This is a genomic window from Stenotrophomonas maltophilia, assembly GCF_025642255.1.
GTDB lineage: Bacteria > Pseudomonadota > Gammaproteobacteria > Xanthomonadales > Xanthomonadaceae > Stenotrophomonas > Stenotrophomonas maltophilia_P.
In genome coordinates this window covers 2,910,321-2,932,505 of sequence record NZ_CP106759.1, presented here as the reverse complement: position 1 = coordinate 2,932,505, position 22,185 = coordinate 2,910,321, and the positions used below count along the sequence as shown (strand labels likewise).

16 protein-coding genes and 1 tRNA gene are annotated in these 22,185 nt (G+C 68.0%); 12 read left to right on the top strand and 5 right to left on the bottom strand.

Features of this window, described 5'->3' with window-relative positions:
* The first annotated feature begins 16 nt into the window (after window positions 1-16).
* The 7 genes from leuS to N8888_RS13490 all read left to right on the top strand — a co-directional run bounded on the left by leuS (window position 17) and on the right by N8888_RS13490 (window position 6,203).
* Window positions 17-2,659: a leucine--tRNA ligase gene (gene leuS, locus N8888_RS13520; RefSeq protein WP_263175217.1), complete on the top strand. Its 2,643-nt coding sequence runs from the start codon at window positions 17-19 to the stop codon at window positions 2,657-2,659.
* Between the two features lie 138 nt (window positions 2,660-2,797).
* Window positions 2,798-3,382 carry an LPS-assembly lipoprotein LptE gene (gene lptE / locus N8888_RS13515; RefSeq protein ID WP_053520122.1) on the top strand — a complete coding sequence of 195 codons (585 nt, stop codon included), beginning with the start codon at window positions 2,798-2,800 and terminating at the stop codon, window positions 3,380-3,382.
* An 11-nt stretch (window positions 3,383-3,393) separates the two neighbouring features.
* Complete coding sequence (holA, locus tag N8888_RS13510; protein WP_053520121.1) at window positions 3,394-4,431, top strand: DNA polymerase III subunit delta; 1,038 nt, start codon at window positions 3,394-3,396, stop codon at window positions 4,429-4,431.
* A 3-nt stretch (window positions 4,432-4,434) separates the two neighbouring features.
* Entirely contained in the window at window positions 4,435-5,100 is a 666-nt protein-coding gene (gene nadD / locus N8888_RS13505) for a nicotinate-nucleotide adenylyltransferase (protein ID WP_053520120.1), read from the top strand.
* Between the two features lie 58 nt (window positions 5,101-5,158).
* Window positions 5,159-5,569, top strand: a complete 411-nt coding sequence (rsfS, locus tag N8888_RS13500; protein WP_053520119.1) for a ribosome silencing factor — start codon at window positions 5,159-5,161, stop codon at window positions 5,567-5,569.
* A 64-nt stretch (window positions 5,570-5,633) separates the two neighbouring features.
* On the top strand, window positions 5,634-6,104 hold the full coding sequence (gene rlmH / locus N8888_RS13495) for a 23S rRNA (pseudouridine(1915)-N(3))-methyltransferase RlmH (protein ID WP_019662111.1): 471 nt from the start codon (window positions 5,634-5,636) through the stop codon (window positions 6,102-6,104).
* A 22-nt stretch (window positions 6,105-6,126) separates the two neighbouring features.
* Window positions 6,127-6,203, top strand: a tRNA-Asn gene (locus tag N8888_RS13490).
* A gap of 42 nt (window positions 6,204-6,245) precedes the next feature.
* Here N8888_RS13490 and N8888_RS13485 read toward each other — a convergent pair.
* The 4 genes from N8888_RS13485 to N8888_RS13470 all read right to left on the bottom strand — a co-directional run bounded on the left by N8888_RS13485 (window position 6,246) and on the right by N8888_RS13470 (window position 12,442).
* Window positions 6,246-7,670 (bottom strand): basic amino acid/polyamine antiporter, encoded by a 1,425-nt coding sequence (locus N8888_RS13485; protein WP_111186401.1) that lies wholly within the window; start codon window positions 7,668-7,670, stop codon window positions 6,246-6,248.
* 129 nt (window positions 7,671-7,799) lie between these two features.
* Window positions 7,800-10,607, bottom strand: coding sequence for a TonB-dependent receptor (locus tag N8888_RS13480; protein WP_065174869.1), 2,808 nt, complete (start codon window positions 10,605-10,607; stop codon window positions 7,800-7,802).
* Window positions 10,608-10,802: 195 nt separating this feature from the next.
* Window positions 10,803-11,453: an energy transducer TonB gene (locus tag N8888_RS13475; RefSeq protein ID WP_065174870.1), complete on the bottom strand. Its 651-nt coding sequence runs from the start codon at window positions 11,451-11,453 to the stop codon at window positions 10,803-10,805.
* 254 nt (window positions 11,454-11,707) lie between these two features.
* Window positions 11,708-12,442 carry an SIMPL domain-containing protein gene (locus tag N8888_RS13470; protein WP_053516775.1) on the bottom strand — a complete coding sequence of 245 codons (735 nt, stop codon included), beginning with the start codon at window positions 12,440-12,442 and terminating at the stop codon, window positions 11,708-11,710.
* Between the two features lie 129 nt (window positions 12,443-12,571).
* Between N8888_RS13470 and N8888_RS13465 the strand changes: the two genes are divergently transcribed.
* The 4 genes from N8888_RS13465 to tldD are packed head-to-tail and all read left to right on the top strand — an operon-like array spanning window position 12,572 to window position 20,051.
* Entirely contained in the window at window positions 12,572-13,180 is a 609-nt protein-coding gene (locus N8888_RS13465; protein WP_053516777.1) for a Maf family nucleotide pyrophosphatase, read from the top strand.
* Complete coding sequence (gene rng / locus N8888_RS13460) at window positions 13,173-14,660, top strand: ribonuclease G (RefSeq protein ID WP_053516779.1); 1,488 nt, start codon at window positions 13,173-13,175, stop codon at window positions 14,658-14,660. Before N8888_RS13465 ends, rng begins: the two co-directional genes overlap by 8 nt.
* 30 nt (window positions 14,661-14,690) lie before the next feature.
* Complete coding sequence (locus N8888_RS13455; protein WP_263175216.1) at window positions 14,691-18,545, top strand: YhdP family protein; 3,855 nt, start codon at window positions 14,691-14,693, stop codon at window positions 18,543-18,545.
* 60 nt (window positions 18,546-18,605) lie between these two features.
* Window positions 18,606-20,051, top strand: coding sequence for a metalloprotease TldD (tldD, locus tag N8888_RS13450; protein ID WP_065174873.1), 1,446 nt, complete (start codon window positions 18,606-18,608; stop codon window positions 20,049-20,051).
* Between the two features lie 41 nt (window positions 20,052-20,092).
* Here the strand turns inward: tldD and yjgA are convergent, their stop codons facing one another.
* Window positions 20,093-20,683 (bottom strand): ribosome biogenesis factor YjgA, encoded by a 591-nt coding sequence (yjgA, locus tag N8888_RS13445; protein WP_263175215.1) that lies wholly within the window; start codon window positions 20,681-20,683, stop codon window positions 20,093-20,095.
* 67 nt (window positions 20,684-20,750) lie between these two features.
* On the opposite strand from yjgA, the gene pmbA reads away from it, so the two are divergent.
* Window positions 20,751-22,118 carry a metalloprotease PmbA gene (pmbA, locus tag N8888_RS13440; protein ID WP_263175214.1) on the top strand — a complete coding sequence of 456 codons (1,368 nt, stop codon included), beginning with the start codon at window positions 20,751-20,753 and terminating at the stop codon, window positions 22,116-22,118.
* Window positions 22,119-22,185 lie beyond the last annotated feature (67 nt).

Here is a 22,185-nt window from a genome sequence, read left to right as displayed (position 1 = left end):
CGCATCCGCGTGTTCCATGACCAGCGCTGAACCCAACGCCTACGACCCGCAGCAGGTTGAATCCGCCGCCCAGCAGTACTGGGACGCCACCCGCGCGTTCGAGGTCGACGAGACTTCCGACAAGCCGAAGTACTACTGCCTGTCGATGCTTCCGTACCCGTCCGGTGCGCTGCACATGGGGCACGTGCGCAATTACACGATCGGTGACGTGATCAGCCGCTACAAGCGCATGACCGGCCACAACGTGCTGCAGCCGATGGGCTGGGACGCGTTCGGCCTGCCGGCGGAAAACGCGGCGATCAAGAACAAAACCGCGCCGGCGGCGTGGACCTACAAGAACATCGACCACATGCGCAGCCAGCTGAAGTCGCTGGGCTATGCCATCGACTGGTCGCGCGAGTTCGCCACCTGCCGCCCGGACTATTACGTCCACGAGCAGCGCATGTTCACCCGTCTGATGCGCAAGGGCCTGGCCTACCGTCGCAACGCGGTGGTGAACTGGGACCCGGTCGACCAGACCGTGCTGGCCAACGAGCAGGTCATCGACGGCCGTGGCTGGCGTTCCGGTGCGCTGGTCGAGAAGCGTGAGATTCCGCAGTGGTTCCTGCGCATCACCGATTACGCCCAGGAGCTGCTGGACGGCCTGGACGAGCTGGACGGCTGGCCGGAATCGGTCAAGACCATGCAGCGCAACTGGATCGGTCGTTCCGAGGGCCTGGAGATCCAGTTCGACGTGCGTGACGTCGATGGCGGCGTGCTGGATCCGCTGCGCGTGTTCACCACCCGCCCGGACACCGTGATGGGCGTGACCTTCGTCTCGATCGCCGCCGAGCACCCGCTGGCGCTGCACGCAGCGAAGAACAATCCGGAACTGGCCGCGCTGCTGTCGGAAATGAAGCAGGGCGGCGTGTCCGAGGCCGAGCTGGAAACCCAGGAAAAGCGCGGCATGGATACCGGCCTGCGCGCCATCCATCCGGTCACCGGCGAGAAGGTGCCGGTGTGGGTCGCCAACTTCGTGCTGATGGGCTACGGCACCGGTGCGGTGATGGCCGTGCCCGGCCATGACCAGCGCGACAACGAAGTGGCCAACAAGTATGGCCTGCCGATCGTGCAGGTCATCGCGCTGAAGGATCCGCGCAATGACGACGAGCGCAATTGGGATGGCGCGCGCTGGCAGGACTGGTACAGCGACAAGAACCGTGCCTTCGAACTGATCAATTCGGCCGAGTTCGACGGGCTGGATTTCCAGGGCGCCTTTGAAGCCCTGGCCGAGCGTTTCGAGCGCAAGGCGCAGGGGCAGCGCCGCGTCAACTACCGCCTGCGCGACTGGGGCGTGAGCCGCCAGCGCTACTGGGGCTGCCCGATTCCGGTGATCTACTGCGCCAAGTGCGGCGCGGTACCGGTGCCGGAAGAGCAGCTGCCGGTGGTGCTGCCGGAGGACGTCGCGTTCTCCGGCACCGGTTCGCCGATCAAGACCGACCCGGAGTGGCGCAAGACCACCTGCCCGGAGTGCGGCGGTGCAGCCGAGCGCGAGACCGATACCTTCGACACCTTCATGGAGTCGAGCTGGTACTACGCGCGCTACACTTCGCCGGGCGCGCGTGATGCCGTGGACAAGCGCGGCAACTACTGGCTGCCGGTGGACCAGTACATCGGTGGCATCGAGCACGCGATCCTGCATCTGATGTACTTCCGCTTCTACCACAAGCTGCTGCGTGACGCGCGGATGGTGGACAGCAACGAACCGGCCCGCAATCTGCTGTGCCAGGGCATGGTGATCGCCGAGACCTATTACCGTCCGAACCCGGACGGTTCCAAGGACTGGATCAATCCCGCCGACGTGGAAGTGCAGCGTGACGAGCGCGGCCGCATCACCGGCGCGACCCTGATCGCCGACGGTCAGCCGGTGGTGGTCGGTGGCACCGAGAAGATGTCCAAGTCGAAGAACAACGGCGTGGACCCGCAGGCGATGGTCGGCAAGTATGGCGCCGACACCGTGCGGCTGTTCTCGATGTTCGCCGCACCGCCGGAACAGTCGCTGGAGTGGAACGAGGCCGGCGTGGACGGCATGGCCCGCTTCCTGCGCCGCCTGTGGGCCCAGGTGCAGAAGCATGCCGCCGAGGGCACCGCCCCGGCGCTGGACGTGGCCGCGCTGGACGGTGGCCAGAAGGCGCTGCGCCGCAAGACCCACGAGACCATCGGCAAGGTCGGCGACGACTATGGCCGCCGCCACAGTTTCAACACCGCGATCGCTGCGGTGATGGAACTGATGAACGCGCTGGCCAAGTTCGAGGACGGCAGCGAACAGGGCCGCGCGGTGCGCCAGGAAGCACTGCAGGCCATCGTGCTGCTGCTGAATCCGATCACCCCGCATGCCAGCCACGCCCTGTGGCAGGTGCTTGGCCATGGCGAGACGCTGCTGGAGGACCAGCCGTTCCCGCAGGCCGACGCCAGCGCGCTGGTGCGCGACGCGCTGACCCTGGCCGTGCAGGTCAACGGCAAGCTGCGCGGCACCATCGAAGTGGCCGCCGACGCCGCTCGCGAGCAGGTCGAGGCGCTGGCCCTGGCCGAGCCGAATGCAGCGAAGTTCATGGAAGGCCTGACGGTGCGCAAGATCATCATCGTCCCGGGCAAGATCGTGAACATCGTCGCCGCCTGATGTACCCCGCACCGGCCGCCCTCCCGGCGGCCGGTGTTCCAGCAACGCGGGGGGCATGCGGTTGATGGCCCTGCGTTCACGCGGTCTCGGGCACGCTGTCTGTTGCCGTGATCGCCCGGCTCCGCCAGACTGTTCTCCATGACCCGACTCCTGCTTGCCCTCGTTCTTGTCCTCGGCCTTGCCGGCTGTGGCTTCCATCTGCGCAACAAGCTGATGTTGCCGACCGACACCGCGCCGGTGAAGGTGGTCTCCACGGCCCCGTACAGTGAACTGGTCAAGCTGCTCAACCGCAGTCTGCAGGCGTCCGGCGCCAAGCTGGCGAGCGAGGATGGCAACGAACCCAGCACCCAGCTGCAGGTGTTGTCCGAACGCTGGGGCGACCTGCCGATCGCGATCGACTCGCAGGGTCGTGCGCAGGAATACAGCCTGCGCTACGCGGTGATCTTCATCTTCCGTCGCGAGGATGGCAGCGAACTGGTGCCGCAGCAGGTGATCGAACTGTCGCGCGACTACGTGTCGCCGCCCACCGACGCGACCGGTACCACCACCGAGCGCGAGATCCTGGCCGATGAACTGCGCCGGGAAATGTCGGCCTCGATCATCCGCCGCATCGACAGCGTGGTCCGTGCCGAAGTCGCGAAGGGGGGCAGCCTGTCCGCGCCGAAGCCGGTCGATCCTGCGGTTCCGGCCGAGCCGACACCGGCACCGGCCATCAAGCCCTGACCGGGACCGGCATGGAACTGCGTCCGGAGCAGCTGGCCAGCCAGGGCGCTGATACCCCGCTGTCGCCGGTGTACCTGATCGCCGGTCCTGAGACGCTGCGCGTGCTGGAAGCCGCCGACGCGGTCCGTGCGCGGGCGCGCGCCGCCGGCATCGGTGAGCGCGAGGTGTTCGACGCCGATGGTCGCGACTTCGACTGGGGCCAGCTCGACGCCAGCTTCAACGCGCCGAGCCTGTTCAGTGCCCGTCGCCTGGTGGAAGTGCGGTTGCCCAGTGGCAAGCCGGGCAAGGACGGCGCCGAGGTGATCAGCCGGTTCTGCGCCGATCCGGCACCGGACGTCGTGCTGATGATCACCGCCAACGAATGGAGCAAGGCGCACCAGGGCAAGTGGGCTGAAGCGGTGGGCCGGGTCGGCGTGCTGTCGGTGGCCTGGGCGATCAAGCCGCATGAACTGCCCGACTGGATCGAGCGTCGCCTGCGCAGCAAAGGCCTGCGCGCGGATCCGGCCGCAGTGCAGCGCCTGGCCGAGCGCGTGGAAGGCAATCTGCTTGCCGCGGCGCAGGAGATCGACAAGCTGGCGCTGCTGGCCGATGGTCACGCGCTGGACGTGGAACGGATGGAATCGCTGGTGGCCGATGCCGCCCGCTATGACGTATTCCGGCTGGTGGAAGCCACGTTCTCCGGGCAACCGGCGGCGGTGCTGCGCATGCTTGCCGGCCTGCGCGGCGAAGGCGAGGCGGTGGCCGCGCTGATGCCGATCGTGATCCGGGAACTGCTGGCAGGTGCCGGGCTGGCGCGGGTGCAGGCGCGCGGTGGCAACCTTGCCGCCGAGATGAAATCGCGCGGCATCTGGGAGTCGCGGCAGGCACCGTACAAGCGTGCGCTGCAGCGGCATCCGGAAGGCAAGCGCTGGGAACGTTTCGTGGCCGAGGCCGGGCTGGTCGACCGCATCGCCAAGGGGCGCGCCGACGGCGACGCCTGGCTGGCGCTGGAGCGCCTGCTGGTGGCCGTGGCCGAGCCGCGCGCCGTGCGGCTGCTGGCCCGGGCCTGATCGATGAGCCTGCGGGTCTATTACGGGGGCACCTTCGACCCGGTGCACCTGGGGCACCTGGCGATCGCGCGCGCCGCGCGCGATGAGCTGCAGGTCGCGGTGCGGATGCTGCCGGCGGCCGATCCACCGCACCGCCCGGTTCCCGGCGCGACCGCCGAACAGCGCTGCACGATGCTGTCGCTGGCCATCGGCGACGAGCCGGGGCTGCTGCTGGACCGGCACGAACTGGATCGGGCCGCGCGCTTTCCCGGTCGCCCGTCCTACACCGTCGATACCCTGCGCGAACTGCGCGGCGAGCTCGGTCCCAGCCGGCCCCTGGCCTGGCTGGTCGGCGCCGACAGCCTGCTGGGCCTGCCCGGCTGGCATGAGTGGGAGGCGCTGTTCGGCCTGGCCCACTTCGTGGTGGCGGAGCGGCCGGGCAGTCCACTGCAGGCCTCGGTCGACGGCGAGCTCGGCCGTGTCCTGGAAGGGCGGTGGGCCGACAGCGAACAGGACCTGTTTGCCAGTCCGGCCGGCCGCATCCTGCGCCTGCACCATCCGTTGCGCGGGGAATCGGCCAGCGCAGTGCGCGCGCAGATCGCCGCGGCAGGGCCCTGGCGTGCCCTGCTGCCGCCGGCGGTGGCCGACTACGTGGCCGCGCAGCGGCTGTACCATCCGGCAACACCGTGAATGCCGCGACCGCGCCATCCCCGTATAATCGCCCCCACGTTTATCGAGTCGATCCACTTTGAGCAACCAGACCCAGCCCCAGACCATCAAGGTCGATCTGCCCAGCCCGCCGCCGTCCGTGCCGGAACTGCTGGCCAGTGTCCGTCAAGCCACCGAAGACCTGAAGGCCAAGGACCTGGTCGAGATCGACGTGCGCGGCCGGTCCAGCGTTGCCGATTACCTGGTGATCGTCTCGGGTACTTCGACCCGCCACGTCAAGTCGATCGCCGACGAGGTCGTGCGCTTCGCCAAGAAGATCGACGTGATGCCGCTCGGGGTTGAGGGCGAGCGCGAAGCCGAGTGGGTACTGGTCGATCTGGGCGACGTGATCGTCCACGTGATGCTGCCGCGCGTGCGTGAGTTCTACGCCCTCGAGCGCCTGTGGACGGTCGGTGACCAGCCGCCGTCCAGCGACGACGAAGTGGCCTGAGCCGCACGTTGATGCATCCCTTCGACGGCGCCGATGGCGCCGTCGACGTTTTCGAGGAGCGCTGATGAAAGCCCGCCTGATCGCCACCGGTGAACGCGCACCCAGTTGGGTCGCGCAGGGGTTCGCCGAGTACCAGAAGCGGCTCTCGCACTGGCTGCCGTTCGAGCTGGTCGAGATCGAGCCCGGCCTGCGCGGCAAAGGCCGCGATCCACGCCGTGCCACCGAGGACGAGGGCCGGCGGGTGATCGCCGCGCTGCCGAAGAATGCCTACGTCGTGGCGCTGGATGTGCCCGGCCGCCAGCTCAGTTCCGAACAGCTGGCGCAGCGCCTGGAGCATTGGCGGGGACAGGGCAGGGACCTGGCGTTCCTGATCGGCGGTCCCGAGGGGCATTCGCCCGAAGTTTCGGCACTGGCCGACGAGAAGTGGTCGATTGGTCCGCTCACGCTGCCGCACATGCTGGTGCGGCTGGTCGTGGCGGAACAGCTGTACCGGGCCGCCGCAATGATTGCAAATCACCCCTACCATCGCGCGTGAAGAGCCGTTATACTGTTCGTCTGCCCGAATAGCTCAGCCGGTTAGAGCACTTGACTGTTAATCAGGGGGTCGTTGGTTCGAGTCCAACTTCGGGCGCCACTTTCAGAAACCTGCATCGCGAGATGCAGGTTTCTTTTTGCTCTACAGAGTCAGCGCTCCTCGCCAGAACGCCATCAGTGTGGCGATCGCAACGGCCAGGATGGCGCCGAACAGCACCCACTCCCAAGGCGTGAACACCTGTTCGCCACGCTGGCGACGGGTCAGCGTGAACAGCGCTACGCCCGGTACATACAACAGCACCGACAGCAGCAGGTTGTGCAGGCCACCGGCATAAACAAGCCACAGCGCGTATGCGCTCGCCAGCAGCGCGACGCTGAAGTCGCGCCAGCGGATTCCTGCTTCGCCGCCCGCATAGGCCTGACCACGCCAGGCCAGCTGCACGCCGAATGCCGTGGACAGGAAATAGGGCACCAGGCTCATCGATGCAGCCAGCAGTACCAGGCCGGTATAGCTGCCGGAATTCACCAGCACCAGCAGCAGGAACAACTGGATCAGGCCGTTGCTCAGCCAGAGCGCATTGGCCGGCACGCCGCGCGCATTCTCGCGGCCAAGGAACGCGGGCATGGTGCCGTCGCCGGCAGCCGCATACAGCACCTCGGCGCACAGCAGTACCCAGGCCAGCAGGGCGCCAAGCACCGAGATGATCGAACCGATGATGATCACGGTCGCGCCCCATTCGCCGACGATGGCGCGCAGCACGTAGGCCATCGATGGATTGGGCAGGGCGGCCAGCTCGGCCTGCGACAGCACGCCCATCGACAACAGGCTCACCAGGACCAGCAGCAGCCATACGCCGAGAAAGCCGATCACGGTCGCGCGCCCTACATCGGCACGACGCGCAGCGCGCCGGGAATAGATGCTGGCGCCTTCGATGCCGATGAACACCCATACGGTCACCAGCATCATGCCGCGCAGCTGCTGGCCGAGATCGCCAAGTGCGGGGGTACCCAGGAAATCGGCGCCGAACACGTCCATGCGGAACGCGCCGGCGGCCAGGATGAGGAACAACGCAATGGGCAGCAGCTTGGCCACCGTGACCAGGCCGTTGACGATGGCGGCAGTGCGCAGGCCGCGCAGCACCAGCAGGTGCACGGTCCATAGCAACAGCGACGAGGCGGCCACCGCTGCCGGCGTATTGCCTTCACCGAACACCGGCATGAAGTGGCCGAGGCCACTGAAGATCAGCACGAAGAAGCTGGCGTTGCCGAGTACCGAGGCAACCCAGTAGCCCCATGCCGCGGAGAAGCCGATGTAGTTGCCGAAGCCTTCCCGCGCATACGCGTAGATGCCGGTATCGAGGTCCGGCCGGCGGTTGGCCAGGGCCTGGAACACGAAGGCGAGCATCAGCATGCCGGCGCCACTCACCGCCCAGCCGATGATCGCGGCGGCCGGACCGGCGCTGCGCGCCACGTTCTGTGGCAGGGAAAAGATGCCGGCGCCGACCATCGAGCCGACCACCAGAGCGGTCAGTGCAGCCAGGCCCAGCCGTTGTGAGGTCGCAGCCATGAATCTCCCCTGCGGCAGCGCGGCCGCAGGGGCACAGTAGCGGCAGTGCCGTGAAGCCGCATGCAACATCTGCAACGACGGAGGCCCGGGCATGTGCCCGGGCCTCCGAAGGTGATGCTGCAGCGACGATCAGTTGAAGGTGTACTTGGCACCGACCGTGAAGTAGCGGCCGATGGCTCCGCTGAAGTGCAGCGGGTTGTAGTTCACGCCGCCATAGGTGGTCGGATCGAGCGGTGCGATGCGATCAAACACGTTCTGCACCGATGCGTTCAGTTCAAAGGCTTCGGTGATGTTCCAACGACCGGACAGGTCGAAGGTGGTGAACGAGGAGATCTTCTCGACCGGCGAGCCATCCTCGTAGAACGCCAGGTAGTCGCCGCCACGGCGGTCCTTGTTCTCCAGCTTGCTGATGTAGTTGGCGACGCCGCTGACACTCCACGGGCCCTGCCTCCAGGTGGTGCCGAAGTTGATGCGGTCCTTCGGCGTGCCGATGCAGTTGGTGACGTCGCAGTTGCCGTGGGTGCCGGCGTAGTCGACCGTCACATCGGCATCGGTGCGCTCGAACTTCAGCACATGGCTCCACTGCAGATCCATTTCCAGCTGGCCCGGACCGATATCGAAGGTCTGGCGGATATCGGTGTCGATACCGCGCACGCGGGTGGAAGCGGCGTTGATGTACTGCGTGTTGACCGCCAGGATGCTGCCGGTGCCGGCAATGCCGTTGAGCAGGTTGGTGTCGCGCAGGACGTTGCCGGCGGCAATGGCGTCGGCGGTGCTGCCCTGGGCGATTTCGTTGGTGCGCTTGATCTGCCACGCATCCACCGTCATCGAGGTGGAGGAGGTCGGCTGCAGCACGATACCCACCGAATAGCTCTTGGATTCCTCCGGCTTCAGGTCGCTGTTGGGGCGGGTGATGATCGCCACCGAGCGTGCGGTGCATTCGGCTTCACTGATGGCGCAGCGCACCGGGTCGCGGGCGTTGGAGAAGGCGGCCAGGCCACCGTCGCCGTTCTCGGCCGGGTTCGGCGCGCGGAAACCTTCGGCGTAGCTGGCGCGCAGCGCGATCCAGTCGGCCGGGGTCCACTTCACGCCCAGCTTCGGCGTCGCCTTGCCTTCACCGCTCTCGTACTTGTCGTAGCGCAGTGCACCGGACAGCTCCAGCTGTTCCAGCACCGGCGCGGACAGTTCGACGTATCCGGCGTACACGTTCTGGGTACCGTCATAGGCCGAGTAGCCCAGGCCGATGATGTCGCCGGTGTCGGTGAACGTCTGCGGGGTCAGGCTGTTGCTGGTCTTGCGCCACTCGGTGCCCATCGCCAGGCCGAGCGGGCCACCCTTGAGGTCCATCAGGCTGCGCGACACGGTGAAGTCGAACATGTCCAGGCTGGACTTGGCGCGTGCACTGATCTCCGGCGAGATGAAATCGTACAGCGCCTGCGAGTTGAGGTTGGCGTTGTCGCCGATGCGCCATACGCCACCGGCACAGTTCGGGTTGGCCAGTGCACAGCGGACGTTGTCGTAGTGCAGGAAGCCGGTACGACGGTTGATCAGGTCGGTGCCGGAGTGCAGGTAGGCGGTGTCATAGTTCCAGTCGCCCCAGTTGCCCTTGACGCCCACCAGGAAGCGGTTGAACTCGTTGGTGTTGTTGGTCACGCGCGGACCAACGTCCCAGGCCGAATAGCGCAGGCGCGAGGCCTGGCCGGGAATCGGGTTGTCCGGATGATCCGGGCCGAGCACGGTGGCACCGGAACCGCTGTTGGCGTTGACCGGTCCTTCCGGATAGCCCCAGCCGCCGGACACGCCCGAGGGCGTGTTGCTGAAGGTGGTTTCCTTCTTCGAGTAGCCGATCTCGGTGTAGATCTCGCCGCCTTCGCCGAAGGCGAAGCTGGCACGTCCGAACACGTTGATGTACTTCTCTTCCGGGCTCAGGTCACGGAACTTCTGCGCCGGATCCCACAGGCAGCCCTGCTGCTGTGCGGTCGCATCGGTCTGGCCGGGAATGCTGGTCAGATTGGCACAGCCCGGCAGAGCCACCAGGAACGCGGGATTGTCGTCGTCGACATTGCGGTCGTCGAACACCGAGCCGTTCGGGCCCACGCCACCGGCAGTACCACCGGACAGGTAGGCACCGCCCAGGAACTGCGCGTCGGCGGCGGAATAGCCCCAGCGACGGATGTCACCGGTGCCGATCCACTTGCGGTTCTTGCGGTCGCCGATCTTGATCGCGTCGGTCTTGCCGACGTCCAGGCTGAAGAATGCGTTCCAGCCATCGGTGGCCAGGTCGCCGGTGCCTGCGGTCAGCGTCGCCTTCTTGGCATCGCCGTCGCCGTCGCCGGAGACGCCGTAGGAACCGCGCAGGATCGCGCCCTGGAAATCGCTGCGCAGGATGATGTTGACCACGCCGGCGATGGCGTCGGAGCCATAGATCGCCGATGCGCCGTCCTTCAGAACTTCCACGCGCTCCACCGCATCCAGCGGAATGGTGCTCAGATCGGTGAAGACCTTCTGGCCATCGTCAGCCAGGCCGTAGGTGGCCATGCGGCGGCCATTCAACAGCACCAGCGTCGAGCCGGCGCCGAGGCCACGCAGGGAGATGCCGGCGCCGCCGCCGGCAAAGCCGTTGCCGAAGGTCTTGGGAATCGAGCCGGAACCGTCGGCGGTCAGGGTCTGCAGGTATTCGGCGACCGTGGTCTTGCCGGTGCGGTCGATCTCCTGGCGGGTCACCACCTGCACCGGGGACGGTGTCTCGGTATTGGTGCGCGGGATGTTCGAGCCGGTGACCGTGATGCGGTCGAGATTGGTGGCCTGCTCCTGGGCGAAGGCGGAGGAGGAAACCACGGCGCCGGCCAGCAGCAGGGTGCTGCCGGTAAGGATGTGAGTGATGGACGATGCCAGGGTGTCACGGCGGCTGGCGGGCCGATGGATCGGGTGTTTCACAGCTTCTCTCCTAACTGGAAAACCTTGCGTTGAGGGCTGTCGCCGGATCAGGTCCGGGACGGGCCAATCTAGGTTTCCGGCAGGTGACGGAGTCGTGAAATTTTGCTTAATCGGCAGCGAGCGGACGGGCGGTGTGCGGATTCGCAAACCCGGTCGCGGATTCCGGCCCGGCCTGAGGCCGGGCCGGTGCAGCGGTCAGTCGGGCAGCGAGAACTGCACCGGCACCATGCCGATGGCAGGCACCGCCACGCCGTCATGCTGGGCGGGCTCAAACCGCCAGTGGCGCAGCACCTGTTGGCGTGCGGCCTGGTCCAGGCTGCGCGAACCGCTGCTGCGTTCGATGCTGACCGCAACAGGCTGGCCGTTGCTGTCCACTTCCACGCGCAGCAGGACCGTGCCCTGTTCGCGGTTGCGCAGCGCGGGGATGGGATAGGCCGGGGGCGGCGCACTGCGGTACTGCAGCTGGGCTCCCGCCAGCGGCGTAGCTGCCGTCGGCGTCGGCGGCGCCATCACGGCGGTCGGTTCGGCGGCCGGCAGGACGATGCCCGGCGCGTCTTCGACCGTTGCGGTGGGGGCTGGCAGCGCCGGTGCGGTCGGCACCGCCTGGGAGCGGGGGGCGACCTTCACCTGTTCGGGTTCGGTGGGCAGGATCGGCGGAGGTTCCGGTGTCTCGACCTTTTCGATCCAGCGGACCGTGGTCGTGTCACGCGGGGCCTGTACCGCCTGGTAGGTGGCGGGGATGAGCAGCAGCAGCAACGCCAGCAGATGCAGTGCGATGGCCGCGCTCCAGGCGGCGATGCGGGCGGGGTCGAAGTGCGCGGATGCAACGGGATACGTACGAACCATGGTCCACCTCCGTGCCAGTGTCGAAAGACGTCAACGCACCAGGGCCGCCATCGGGGTTTGCCGCACGCGGCTGGCAGCCAAGCATTAGCGCGTCGTGGCCGCCATTGCCTAGAGGCATGTCAGGCGATGTTGATCTGGCCTTCATCTACGCAACGGGGCCGGAGACCTTTCCGCTGGAAAGGCATCCGGCCCCGTGGGCAGCAGATCAGGGCAGGGCGCTGTCCGGCGGACAGTGCCCCCGCCGTGCCGGGTCGTCAGCGACCCAGCTCGAACACCACGTCCAGGTTGACCGAAACGGTGGATTCGCCCGGCGCGACCGGCGTGGCCTTGTCCATGGCGGCCGAGGCCATCTGTGCCCGCATCATCGGCACCGGGCGGAAGCCGCCGTTGCTGTTTTCAGAGATGCTGACGATGCGGCGCACCTGCAGGCCCAGCGACTTGGCATAGGTCTGGGCGCGCGCCTGTGCCTTCTTCAGCGCGGCCAGGCGGGCTTCGTCATAGACCGGCTCCGGCTGGTCGATCTCGAAGCTGGGGCCGTTGATCTGGTTGGCGCCCTGGGCGGCCAGCGCATCGAGCACCCGGCCCAGCTTGGCGATGTCGCGGACCTTCAGGCTGACGGTGTTGCTGGCCTGGTAGCCGGTGATCTTCGGTGCTTCGTTGTCGGCATAGCGGTACTGCGGGTTGAGGCTGACGCCGCTGGTCTGCACATCGCGCTCGGCGATGCCGGCCGCCTTGATCGCGGCCAGCACCTTGTCCATCTGCTGCGCATTCTGGCGCATGGCGCTGTTGCCGTCGGCGGCCTGGGTGACCACGCCGGCCGACAGGGTGGCCACATCCGGCACACGGGTCGCTTCGGCGTTGGCCGAAATGTTCAGCAGGGTGCCCTCGGCCGGGGCGGCGATCGGCGGCGGCGGGGCGGCATGGGCGGACATCGAGGCTCCAAGGGCGAGGGACAGGGCAAGCAGCAGCGGGGAGGCGGTCAGGCGCATGGGATCTCCTTGTTGTGGCGTGAGGGTGGTGTCGTAGCGATGAACGCGCTGTGAGTCCATTCGGGGTTGAAGGCACGCGGGAGCAGGTTGCCGACGATTCAGGCGGCGGCCTCAGGTTATGCTGTGCCGATGCTCTATCTTGCTTCCCGCTCCCCCCGACGCAACCAGCTGCTGGCCCGACTCGGACGCCCCTTCCAGGCGCTTGACCTGGAGGTTGTCGAGCAGCGCGCGCCCAGTGAAAGCGCCGAACAGTACGTCTGCCGGGTTGCGGCCGACAAGGCGCGTGCCGGGTTGGCCCGGGTGCTGGCCGACGACCCGGACGCACGGGTGCTGGGCTCGGACACCGAGGTCGTGCTTGATGGCGAGGTGTTCGGCAAGCCGGTCGATGCCGCCGATGCCCGGGCAATGCTGGCGCGCCTGGCCGGACGCACGCACCAGGTGATGACGGCCGTGGTGGTGGTCGGCGCGGCCGGGCTGGACAGCGAACTGGTGGTGTCCGAGGTCACGTTCGCTGCGATCGGCACCGCCGACATCGCCGCCTATGTGGCCACCGGTGAGCCGCTGGACAAGGCCGGGGCCTACGCCATCCAGGGTGGGGCCGAGCGCTGGATCGAACACCTGTCCGGCAGCTACTCCGGTGTGATGGGGCTGCCGCTGCTGCACACCGATCGTCTGCTGGCGCGCTGCGGCGTGCCGGCTCCCATTGCCAACGCCGCCAGGGAGGCTGCAGATGTCTGAGGAAATCCTGGTCAATGTGACCCCACGCGAGACCCGGGTCGCGGTGATCGAGAATGGCATGCTGCAGGAACTGCACATCGAGCGCGGCTGGCGCCGGGGTGTGGTCGGCAACATCTACAAGGGCAAGGTGCAGCGGGTGATGCCGGGCATGCAGGCCGCCTTCGTCGAGGTCGGCCTTGAGCGCGCTGCGTTCCTCCATGCCAACGACGTGGTGCGGCCAGCGCCGGTGGCCAGTGCCGACACCGAGAACACCACCCTGCCACCACCGGCCAGCGTGCCGATCGTCGAGCTGCTGCGCGACGGCCAGGACATCGTGGTGCAGGTGGTGAAGGATCCCATCGGTACCAAGGGCGCGCGGCTGACCACGCAGATCAGCATCCCGTCGCGCTACATGGTGCTGCTGCCGCAATCGAAAGTGGTGGGCGTGTCCGCGCGCATCGAGGACGAGGCCGAGCGCGCGCGTCTGAAGGCGCTGGTGACCGAGTTGTCGGCACAGCACGGCGGCTACGGCTACATCGTGCGCACCAACGCCGAAGGGCAGCCGGCCGAAGCCATCGCCGAGGACATCGCCTATCTGTCGCGGGTCTGGAACGTGGTGGAGCGCCGCGGCCGCGACGCCACCCCCTGCAGCGTGATCTATGAAGACCTGAGCCTGCCGCTGCGTTCGGTGCGCGACCTGATCCGCAAGGACGTGGACAAGGTGAAGGTCGATTCCAAGGAAACGTTCGCGCAGCTGCAGGCTTTCGTGGCCAAGTACATGCCGGTGCTGGCCGAGAAGCTGGAGCTGTACTCCGGCGATCGCCCGATCTTCGACATGTTCGGCGTGGAGGACGAGATCGGCCGCGCGCTGGACAAGCAGGTGCCGCTGAAGTCCGGTGGCTACCTGGTGATCGACCAGACCGAAGCGATGACCACCATCGACGTCAACACCGGGTCGTTCCTCGGCCAGCGCAACCTGGAGGAGACGGTGTTCCGCACCAACCTGGAGGCGGCGCAGGCCGTGGCCAGGCAGCTGCGCCTGCGCAATCTCGGCGGCATCATCATCATCGACTTCATCGACATGGACGATGCCGAGCACCGCCGCCAGGTGCTGCGGACCCTGGAAAAGGCGCTGGCGCGGGACCATGCCAAGACCACGGTCTACGACTTCTCGCCGCTGGGCCTGGTGGAGATGACCCGCAAGCGCACGGTCGAAAGCCTGGAGCGCCAGCTGTCGGAGACCTGCCCGCAGTGCAGCGGTCGCGGCACCATCAAGACCACCGAAACGGTCACCTACGAGATCTTCCGCGAGATCACCCGCGCGGTGCGCCAGTTCGATGCCGCGCGCCTGCTGGTGATCGCGTCGACCAAGGTGGTGGCGCGCATCACCGATGAGGAATCCGCGGCGGTGGCCGAGCTGGAAGAGTTCCTCGGCAAGAGCATCCGCTTCCAGGCGGATGAGCAGTACCTGCAGGAGCAGTTCGATGTTGTGCTGCTCTGATCCACGCCGGCCGAAGGTCGGCGGCGGCCGATGAGCGCGCCGCCGCGCCTGCGACTGCGAAGGATCCGCCGTCATCTCATTGCTGCCTGTGCGGTGGCCCTGGTCGGGCTGGCGCTGCTGGTGGGCACCTTCAGCCAGCTGCTGCCGCTGGCCGAGCGACACCCCGACAGGATCGCCGCCTGGTTGAGCGAGCGCGCAGGCCAGCCGGTCCGTTTCGACCAGCTGGACACGGCGTGGACCCGTCGTGGCCCGCTGCTGCAGCTGAAGGGCCTGCGCATCGGCGCCGGGCAGGGCCTGGCGGTCGGCGAGGCTGAAATCCTGGTGTCGATGTACAGCGGCCTGCTGCCGGGCCGTTCGTTGACCGAGCTGCGTCTGCGCGGCCTGGCCCTGGATCTGCAGCAGAGCCAGGACGGTCGCTGGTCGGTGCGTGGCCTGCCGCAGCCCAGCAGCGGGGGGGACCCGCTGGAGGCGCTGCGCCGGCTGGGCGAGCTGCAGGTGATCGGCGGCCGGCTGGGCGTGCAGGCCCCGGCACTCGGCATCGACACCGTATTGCCGCGCGTCGATCTGCGCCTGCGCGTCAACGGCGACCGCCTGCGGGTAGGCGTGCGGGCCTGGGCCCAGACCGACGCACTTCCGCTGACCGCCGTGCTGGATGTGGACCGTGTGCGTGGCGACGGCGAGGCATGGCTGGGCGCCGATCCCATCGATTTCCGCGCCTGGTCGCCGTTGCTGGCGGCCGGGGGCGTGCGCCTGCGTGAAGGACGCGGCGAACTCAATGTGTGGCTGACCCTGCGCGATTTCGTCCCCGTAGCGCTGACCACCGATTCGGATCTGCGGGATCTGCGCATCGACGGCGCACCGATGCCGGGGCTGGCAGTGCCCCGGCTGCAGTTGCAGCGCATGCAGGCGCTGCTGCGCTGGCAGCGGCAGGCGGACGGATGGGCGATGCAGGTACCGCGCCTGCGGCTGGTGGACGACACCGGCGCGCAGCAGCTTGATGGACTGCAACTGCAGGTCGGCACGCAATTGGGCATCCGCAGCGGGGCGGTGCAGGCCGGCACCGCGCTGCGTGCGCTGGCGCTGAGTGACCGCCTGGAACCTGGCCTGCGGCGCTGGCTGTTCCTGTCAAAGCCGCAGCTGGATCTGCGGGAACTGCAGCTGGCCGGCACGCGCAACGGTCCGCTGTGGGCCCAGGGCGAGCTGCAGTCGCTGGGTTTTGCCAGCGTCGGTGACGCACCTGGCTTGCGTGGGCTGGGCGGCCATTTCGAAGGCGACGCCGATGGCTTCCGCCTGCAGCTGCAGCCGCAGCGCGAGCTTCAGTTCGATTGGCCGACCGGCTTCGGCGTGCGCCATGACCTGCACCTGGCAGGCCAGGTGGTGGGGTGGCGCGACGAAGGCGGCGGCTGGCGCATCGGCACGGCCGCCCTGCGTGTGGAAGGCACGGATTACGCAGCCGATCTGCGCGGTGGTGTCTGGTTCCAGGGCAATGGCACGCGTCCGTGGCTGCAGCTGGCGGCCAAGCTGGACGATGTACCGATGACGGCCGCCAAGCGCTTCTGGATCCATTCCAGGATGAGCAAGGGAGCCACCGACTGGCTGGACATGGCGCTGGCCGGCGGCCAGGTGCGTGATGGTATCGGCCTGGTCACCGGTGACCTCGACGACTGGCCCTTCGACAACAACGACGGGCGGTTCGAGGCCACCGGCCATATCACCCGCGGCGACATCCGCTTCCAGCGCGACTGGCCGCTGATGAGCCAGGTTGACGCCGACATCGCCTTCATCGGTCCTGGCTTCCACATGCAGGGGCGCGGTGACCTGGCAGGCGTGCCGGTGCAGCACTTCGAGGCCGGCATCAAGGATTTCGGCCAGCAGCCGCTGTACGTGCGTGCCGATACCCGCAGCGAAGCCGGAAAGCTGCTGGCGCTGCTGCGGCAGAGCCCGTTGCACCAGGAATACGGCGAGACGCTGGACAACCTGACCGCCACCGGGCCGGCGCAGGTGACCTTCGACCTGCTGCAGCCGCTGCATGCCGACGAAGGGGGGGGGCACCTGCAGGGCACGGTCGATCTGGCCGGCGTGAAGCTGGTGGAGAAGCGCTTCGCGCTGGAATTCGACAACATGCGTGGGTTGGCCCGCTACGGCAACGGTGGTTTTGCCGCCGAGCAACTGGCGGTGCGCCATCTGGGCCAGGACGGCCAACTGAGCCTGCGCGCGGGTGGGTTCGTGCGTGACCCGAAGCTGGCCTTCGAGTCGGAGCTTTCGGCGCGCCTTGATGCAGGCGTGCTGATTGACCGCGCGCCGGAAATGGCCTGGCTCAAGCCCTACATCACCGGTACCTCGCCCTGGACCATCGCCGTCAACCTGCCGAAGGTCGCGCCAGGCGCGCCCGCTCCTCCCAGCGAACTGCGCCTGCGCTCGGATCTGGCAGGCACGCGCCTGGATCTTCCCGCCCCGCTGGACAAGCCCGCCGACGAGCCACTGGCCACCACCGTGACTGCGCAGCTGCCGATGGGGGATGGCCGCATCGACGTGGCGTTTGGCCAGCGCCTGGCCCTGGCCGCGCGCAGCCATAACAATCAGACCGGCGTGCAGGTGACCCTGGGCAGCGGCCAGGTCGACCGCGAGCCGCCTTCCAGCGGGCTGGCGGTCAACGGTCACAGCCCGACCCTGGACGCGTTGGAGTGGATCGGCCTGGCCCGCGGCGGAGACGGCGACGGCGATCCGATGCCGTTGCGGGCGATCGACGTGCAGGTCGGCCGCTTGATGCTGATCGGAGGGGTGTTCGAGCAGACCCGCCTGCAACTGCGCCCGGGCGCGCAGGCGCTGGATGTGCGCTTGGACGGCCCTTCGCTGGCTGGCCGCCTGAGCGTGCCCAATGCCGAGGGCGGCACCATCAGCGGCCAGCTCGACCGGGTGTACTGGCAGTCACCGCCGGCCGCGTCCGGTGCGCCAGCGGCACCGGCCCGGGTGCAGGCCGGCGCCAACGACATGGATCCGGCCAGACTGCCGCCGTTCGCGCTGGACATCGCCGACCTGAAGTTCGGCAAGGTGGCGCTCGGCCAGGCCGTGCTGCGCACCCGCCCGCGGGGCAACGGCCTGGAGGTGCAGACCCTGCGCTTCCGCGCGCCCGACCAGGAGATCGATATCACCGGCCGCTGGCTGGGCAGCAGCAGCGGCGCCCGCACCGAGCTGAACGCGCAGGTGCGCAGCGAGGATCTCGGCGCGCTGATGCAGAATCTCGACTACGGTGGCCAGCTGCGTGGCGGCGCCGGCCAGGCGCAGCTGCAGGCGTCGTGGAATGGCGGGCCGTCGGACTTCCAGCTGGGCAATCTGCAGGGCCAGCTGGATATCCATGCGCGCAACGGTCAGCTGCTGGAACTGGACCCCGGTGCCGGTCGCGTGCTGGGTCTGCTCAGCGTGGCCCAGCTGCCGCGGCGGCTGATGTTCGACTTCCGTGATTTCTTCTCCAAGGGCTTCGCGTTCAATCAGATCGAGGGCAGCCTGCAGTTCGGCCAGGGCGTGGCCCGCACCGACAAGGTGCTGATCGAAGGGCCTGCGGCGAACATCACCATCCGCGGTCAGGCCGACCTGCGCCAGCAGCAGTTCGACCAGACCATCGACGTCAATCCGCGTGCCGGCAATCTGCTGACCGTGGTCGGCGCAGTGGCCGGTGGCCCGGTCGGGGCGGCGCTGGGGGCGGCGACCAATGCGGTGCTGTCCAAGCCGCTGGGTGAGATCGGCGCCCGTACCTACAAGGTGACCGGTCCCTGGAAGGAGCCGAAGGTGGAGGTGATCGAACGCAGCCGCGAACGGACCCCGCCGGCTCCCGCACCTGCGCCGACCCTTCCACCGGCCGTGACCGACCTGCCGCGGTCGCGCTGAGCGCGGCCTCCCATTCCCCGGGGCTTGCCTGAGTGCCCCTGCATCCCCAGATCGAGAGCCATGACTGATATCGCCCTGACGCTTGCCCAAGACCGCCTGCTGCGCCCCGGCGGCCTGGATACCGCTGGACTGGAGCGCACCTTCGGCCAGCTGCTCGGCCCCGGTGTCGATTTCGGCGACCTCTATTTCCAGCACGCCCGGCGTGAGAGCTGGAGCGTGGAAGACGGCATCGTCAAGGACGGTGCCCATTCCATCGAGCAGGGGGTCGGCGTGCGTGCCATTGCCGGCGAGAAAACCGGCTTCGCCTATTCCGATGACATCCATGCCGATGCGCTGCTGGCGGCGGCGCAGTCGGCACGCGCGATTTCGCGCGAGGGCGGTGCCCAGGCGGGCCGCTCGCTGCTGCGCGGCAATGCACGCGCGCTGTATCCGGCGCTGGATCCGATCGATGGGCTCGGCAACGAGGCCAAGGTTGAAGTGCTCAAGCGCCTGGATGGCTATCTGCGTGCCGCCGATCCGCGGGTGAAGCAGGTGATGGTCAGCCTGTCCGGTGGCGTTGACACCGTGCTCATCGCGCGCAGCGACGGCGTTCTGGGTGCCGACGTCCGCCCTCTGGTGCGCTTGAACGTGCAGGTGATCGTCGAGCAGAACGGTCGCCGCGAGTCCGGTTATGCCGGCGGTGGTGGCCGTTATGGCTACGAAGAACTGTTCGCCGATGGCCGGCCGGAAGCGTTCGCCCGCGAGGCGCTGCGCCAGGCGCTGGTGAACCTGGACGCGGTGCCGGCGCCGGCCGGTGTGATGCCGGTGGTGCTCGGCCCGGGCTGGCCTGGCGTGCTGCTGCATGAAGCGGTCGGCCATGGGCTGGAGGGCGACTTCAACCGCAAGGGCACCAGCGTCTACGCCGGTCGCATCGGCGAGCGCGTGGCGGCCCCGGGGGTGACGATCGTCGATGACGGCACCCTGGACGGTCGTCGCGGCTCGCTGAACGTCGATGATGAAGGCCATCCGACCCAGTGCACGACCTTGATCGAGGACGGCATCCTGGTCGGCTACATGCAGGACAGCCTCAATGCACGGTTGATGGGCATGGCACCGACCGGCAACGCGCGCCGCGAGTCGTTCGCGCACCTGACCATGCCGCGGATGACCAATACCTACATGCGCGCCGGCCAGCACGATCCGCAGGAGATGATCCGCTCGGTGAAGAAGGGGCTGTACGCGGTCAACTTTGGCGGTGGCCAGGTCGACATCACCAGTGGCAAGTATGTGTTCTCGGCCACCGAGGCCTATCTGATCGAGGATGGCCGCATCACCACGCCGGTGAAGGGCGCGACCCTGATCGGCAACGGCCCGGAAACCATGCAGAAGGTGCGCATGGTCGGCAACGACCTGGCCCTGGACGAGGGCGTGGGCATCTGCGGCAAGGACGGGCAGAGCGTGCCGGTGGGTGTCGGCCAGCCCTCGCTGCTGATCGAGGGCCTGACCGTCGGCGGCACCCAGGCCTGAACATGGCAACGGCCCCGGCCAGCGCCCCGGCCGGCGGGGACTCAGTCCTCGTCGGTCGCGTCGTCCAGATCGGCGCCGGTGTCGTCGTCGGTGGCGACCTTCAGGCCAAGCGCGGCCGGCAGCATCAGCCCGCGCAGCACCTGGTAGATCTCGCGGTAGGCGCGCGGCGGCTTGTTCTTCGCCTTCTCGGCCTGGGCGTTGCGCACCAGCGTGCGCAGCTGCTGGCGATCCGCCTGCGGATACTCGTCCAGCAGCGCGGCCAGCGCCTTGTCGCCGTCGTCCAGCAGGCGCTCGCGCCAGTCTTCCACGCGGTGCATCATCGCCACTTCGCGGCGCGAGGTTTCGCTGTTGGCGTCCAGCGCATCGCGGATCGCCTCCAGGGTTTCGTCTTCCTCGCGGCGCATGTGCTTGGCCAGGAACGCCAGCTGCCGCTTGTGGGCGATGTGGGCCGTGATGCGCTTGCACTCGGCGATGTGCGGCAGCAGATCCTCTGGAATCGGCAGGCGCGCCAGCTGGGCCGGGGTCAGCGACACCAGCTTCTCACCCAGGGCCAGGATTTCCAGGGCTTCGCCGCGCTTCTGCTTGCGGCTCTTGTCAAGGAATTCACCGGTTTCTTCGTCGCGTCCGCGCATCGTCCACACCTGCTTTCAAAAAAGTCGCCCGGCGTGATGCCGGGCCCAACCTGTACAGGATAAAGCATTGAACGTGATCGCCCCTGAAGTGGTTGTCGGCGACGACAGCCCGGCCCGCCTGGAACGGCTGGCCGACCTTTCCCAGCAGCTGCTCGAGCGTGCCCGTGCGCTGGGGGCCAGCCAAGCCGAGGTCAGCTGCAGCGAGGACCGCGGCCTGGAGGTCAATGTGCGCCTGGGCGAAGTGGAAACCGTACAGTCCACCCGCGACCGCGGCATTGCAGTGACCGTGTACTTCGGCCAGCGCAAGGGCAGCGCCAGCACCGGCGACCTGAACGAGGCCAGCCTGTCGGCCACCGTGGAGCAGGCCTGCGCGATCGCCCGCCACACCGAGGATGATCCGGCCGCCGGACTGGCCGATGCCGGCCTGATGGCCAAGGACTTTCCCGACCTGGACGGCTGGCATCCCTGGGCCCTGCAGGCCGATGAAGCGGTGGACCTGGCGCTGGCCTGCGAGGCCGCCGGGCGCGAGGCCGACGCGCAGATCCGCAACTCCGATGGCGCGGCGGTGTCCAGCTCGCAGAGCCTGTCGGTGTACGCCAATTCGCACGGCTTCATTGGCCGTGAGCGCGGCACCCACCATTCGATCGGTTGTGCGCTGATCGCCGGCCAGGGCGATGGCATGCAGCGCGACGGCTGGTACACCAGCGCGCTGGCCAGGCAGGACCTGGAAGATCCGGCCCAGGTCGGCCGCCAGGCCGCCGCGCGTACCGTCGCCCGCCTGCAGCCGCGCTCGCTGGCTACGGGCAGCATGCCGGTGCTGTTCGCCCCGGAAGTGGCGCGCAGTCTGGTGGGCCATCTGCTGTCGGCCGTGTCCGGTGGCGCGCTTTACCGCCAGGCCAGCTTCCTGCTGGACAGCGCCGGACAGCGACTGTTCCCGGACTGGATGCAGATCGACGAGCTGCCGCACCTGCGCCGCGGCCTGCGCTCGGCCGCCTTCGACGGCGATGGCGTGGCGACCCGCGCGTCGGCACTGGTCCGCGACGGTGTGCTGCAGCGCTACGTACTGGGCAGTTACTCGGCCCGCAAGCTGGGCCTGCAGACCACGGCCAATGCCGGCGGCGTGCACAACCTGCAGCTGGCGGCCAACGCCGGGCCGCTGGAAGACATCGCCCGGCAGATGGGCAGCGGCCTGCTGGTGACCGAGCTGATGGGGCAGGGTGTCAATGGTGTGACCGGTGACTACTCGCGGGGGGCCGGTGGCTTCCGTGTCGAGAACGGGGAGATCCAGTACCCGGTGGACGGCATCACCATTGCCGGCAACCTGCGCGAGATGTTCATGGCGATCGAAGCGGTGGGCAGCGATGTCGATCCGCGCTCGCACATCCGGACCGGTTCGATCCTGGTGGGGCGGATGACCATCGCCGGTAATGATTGATGGCGTCGATGGCGTAAGCTATGGCCGCCTGACGCAACCGGCCTGATGCCGGTGGGTCAAGACCACC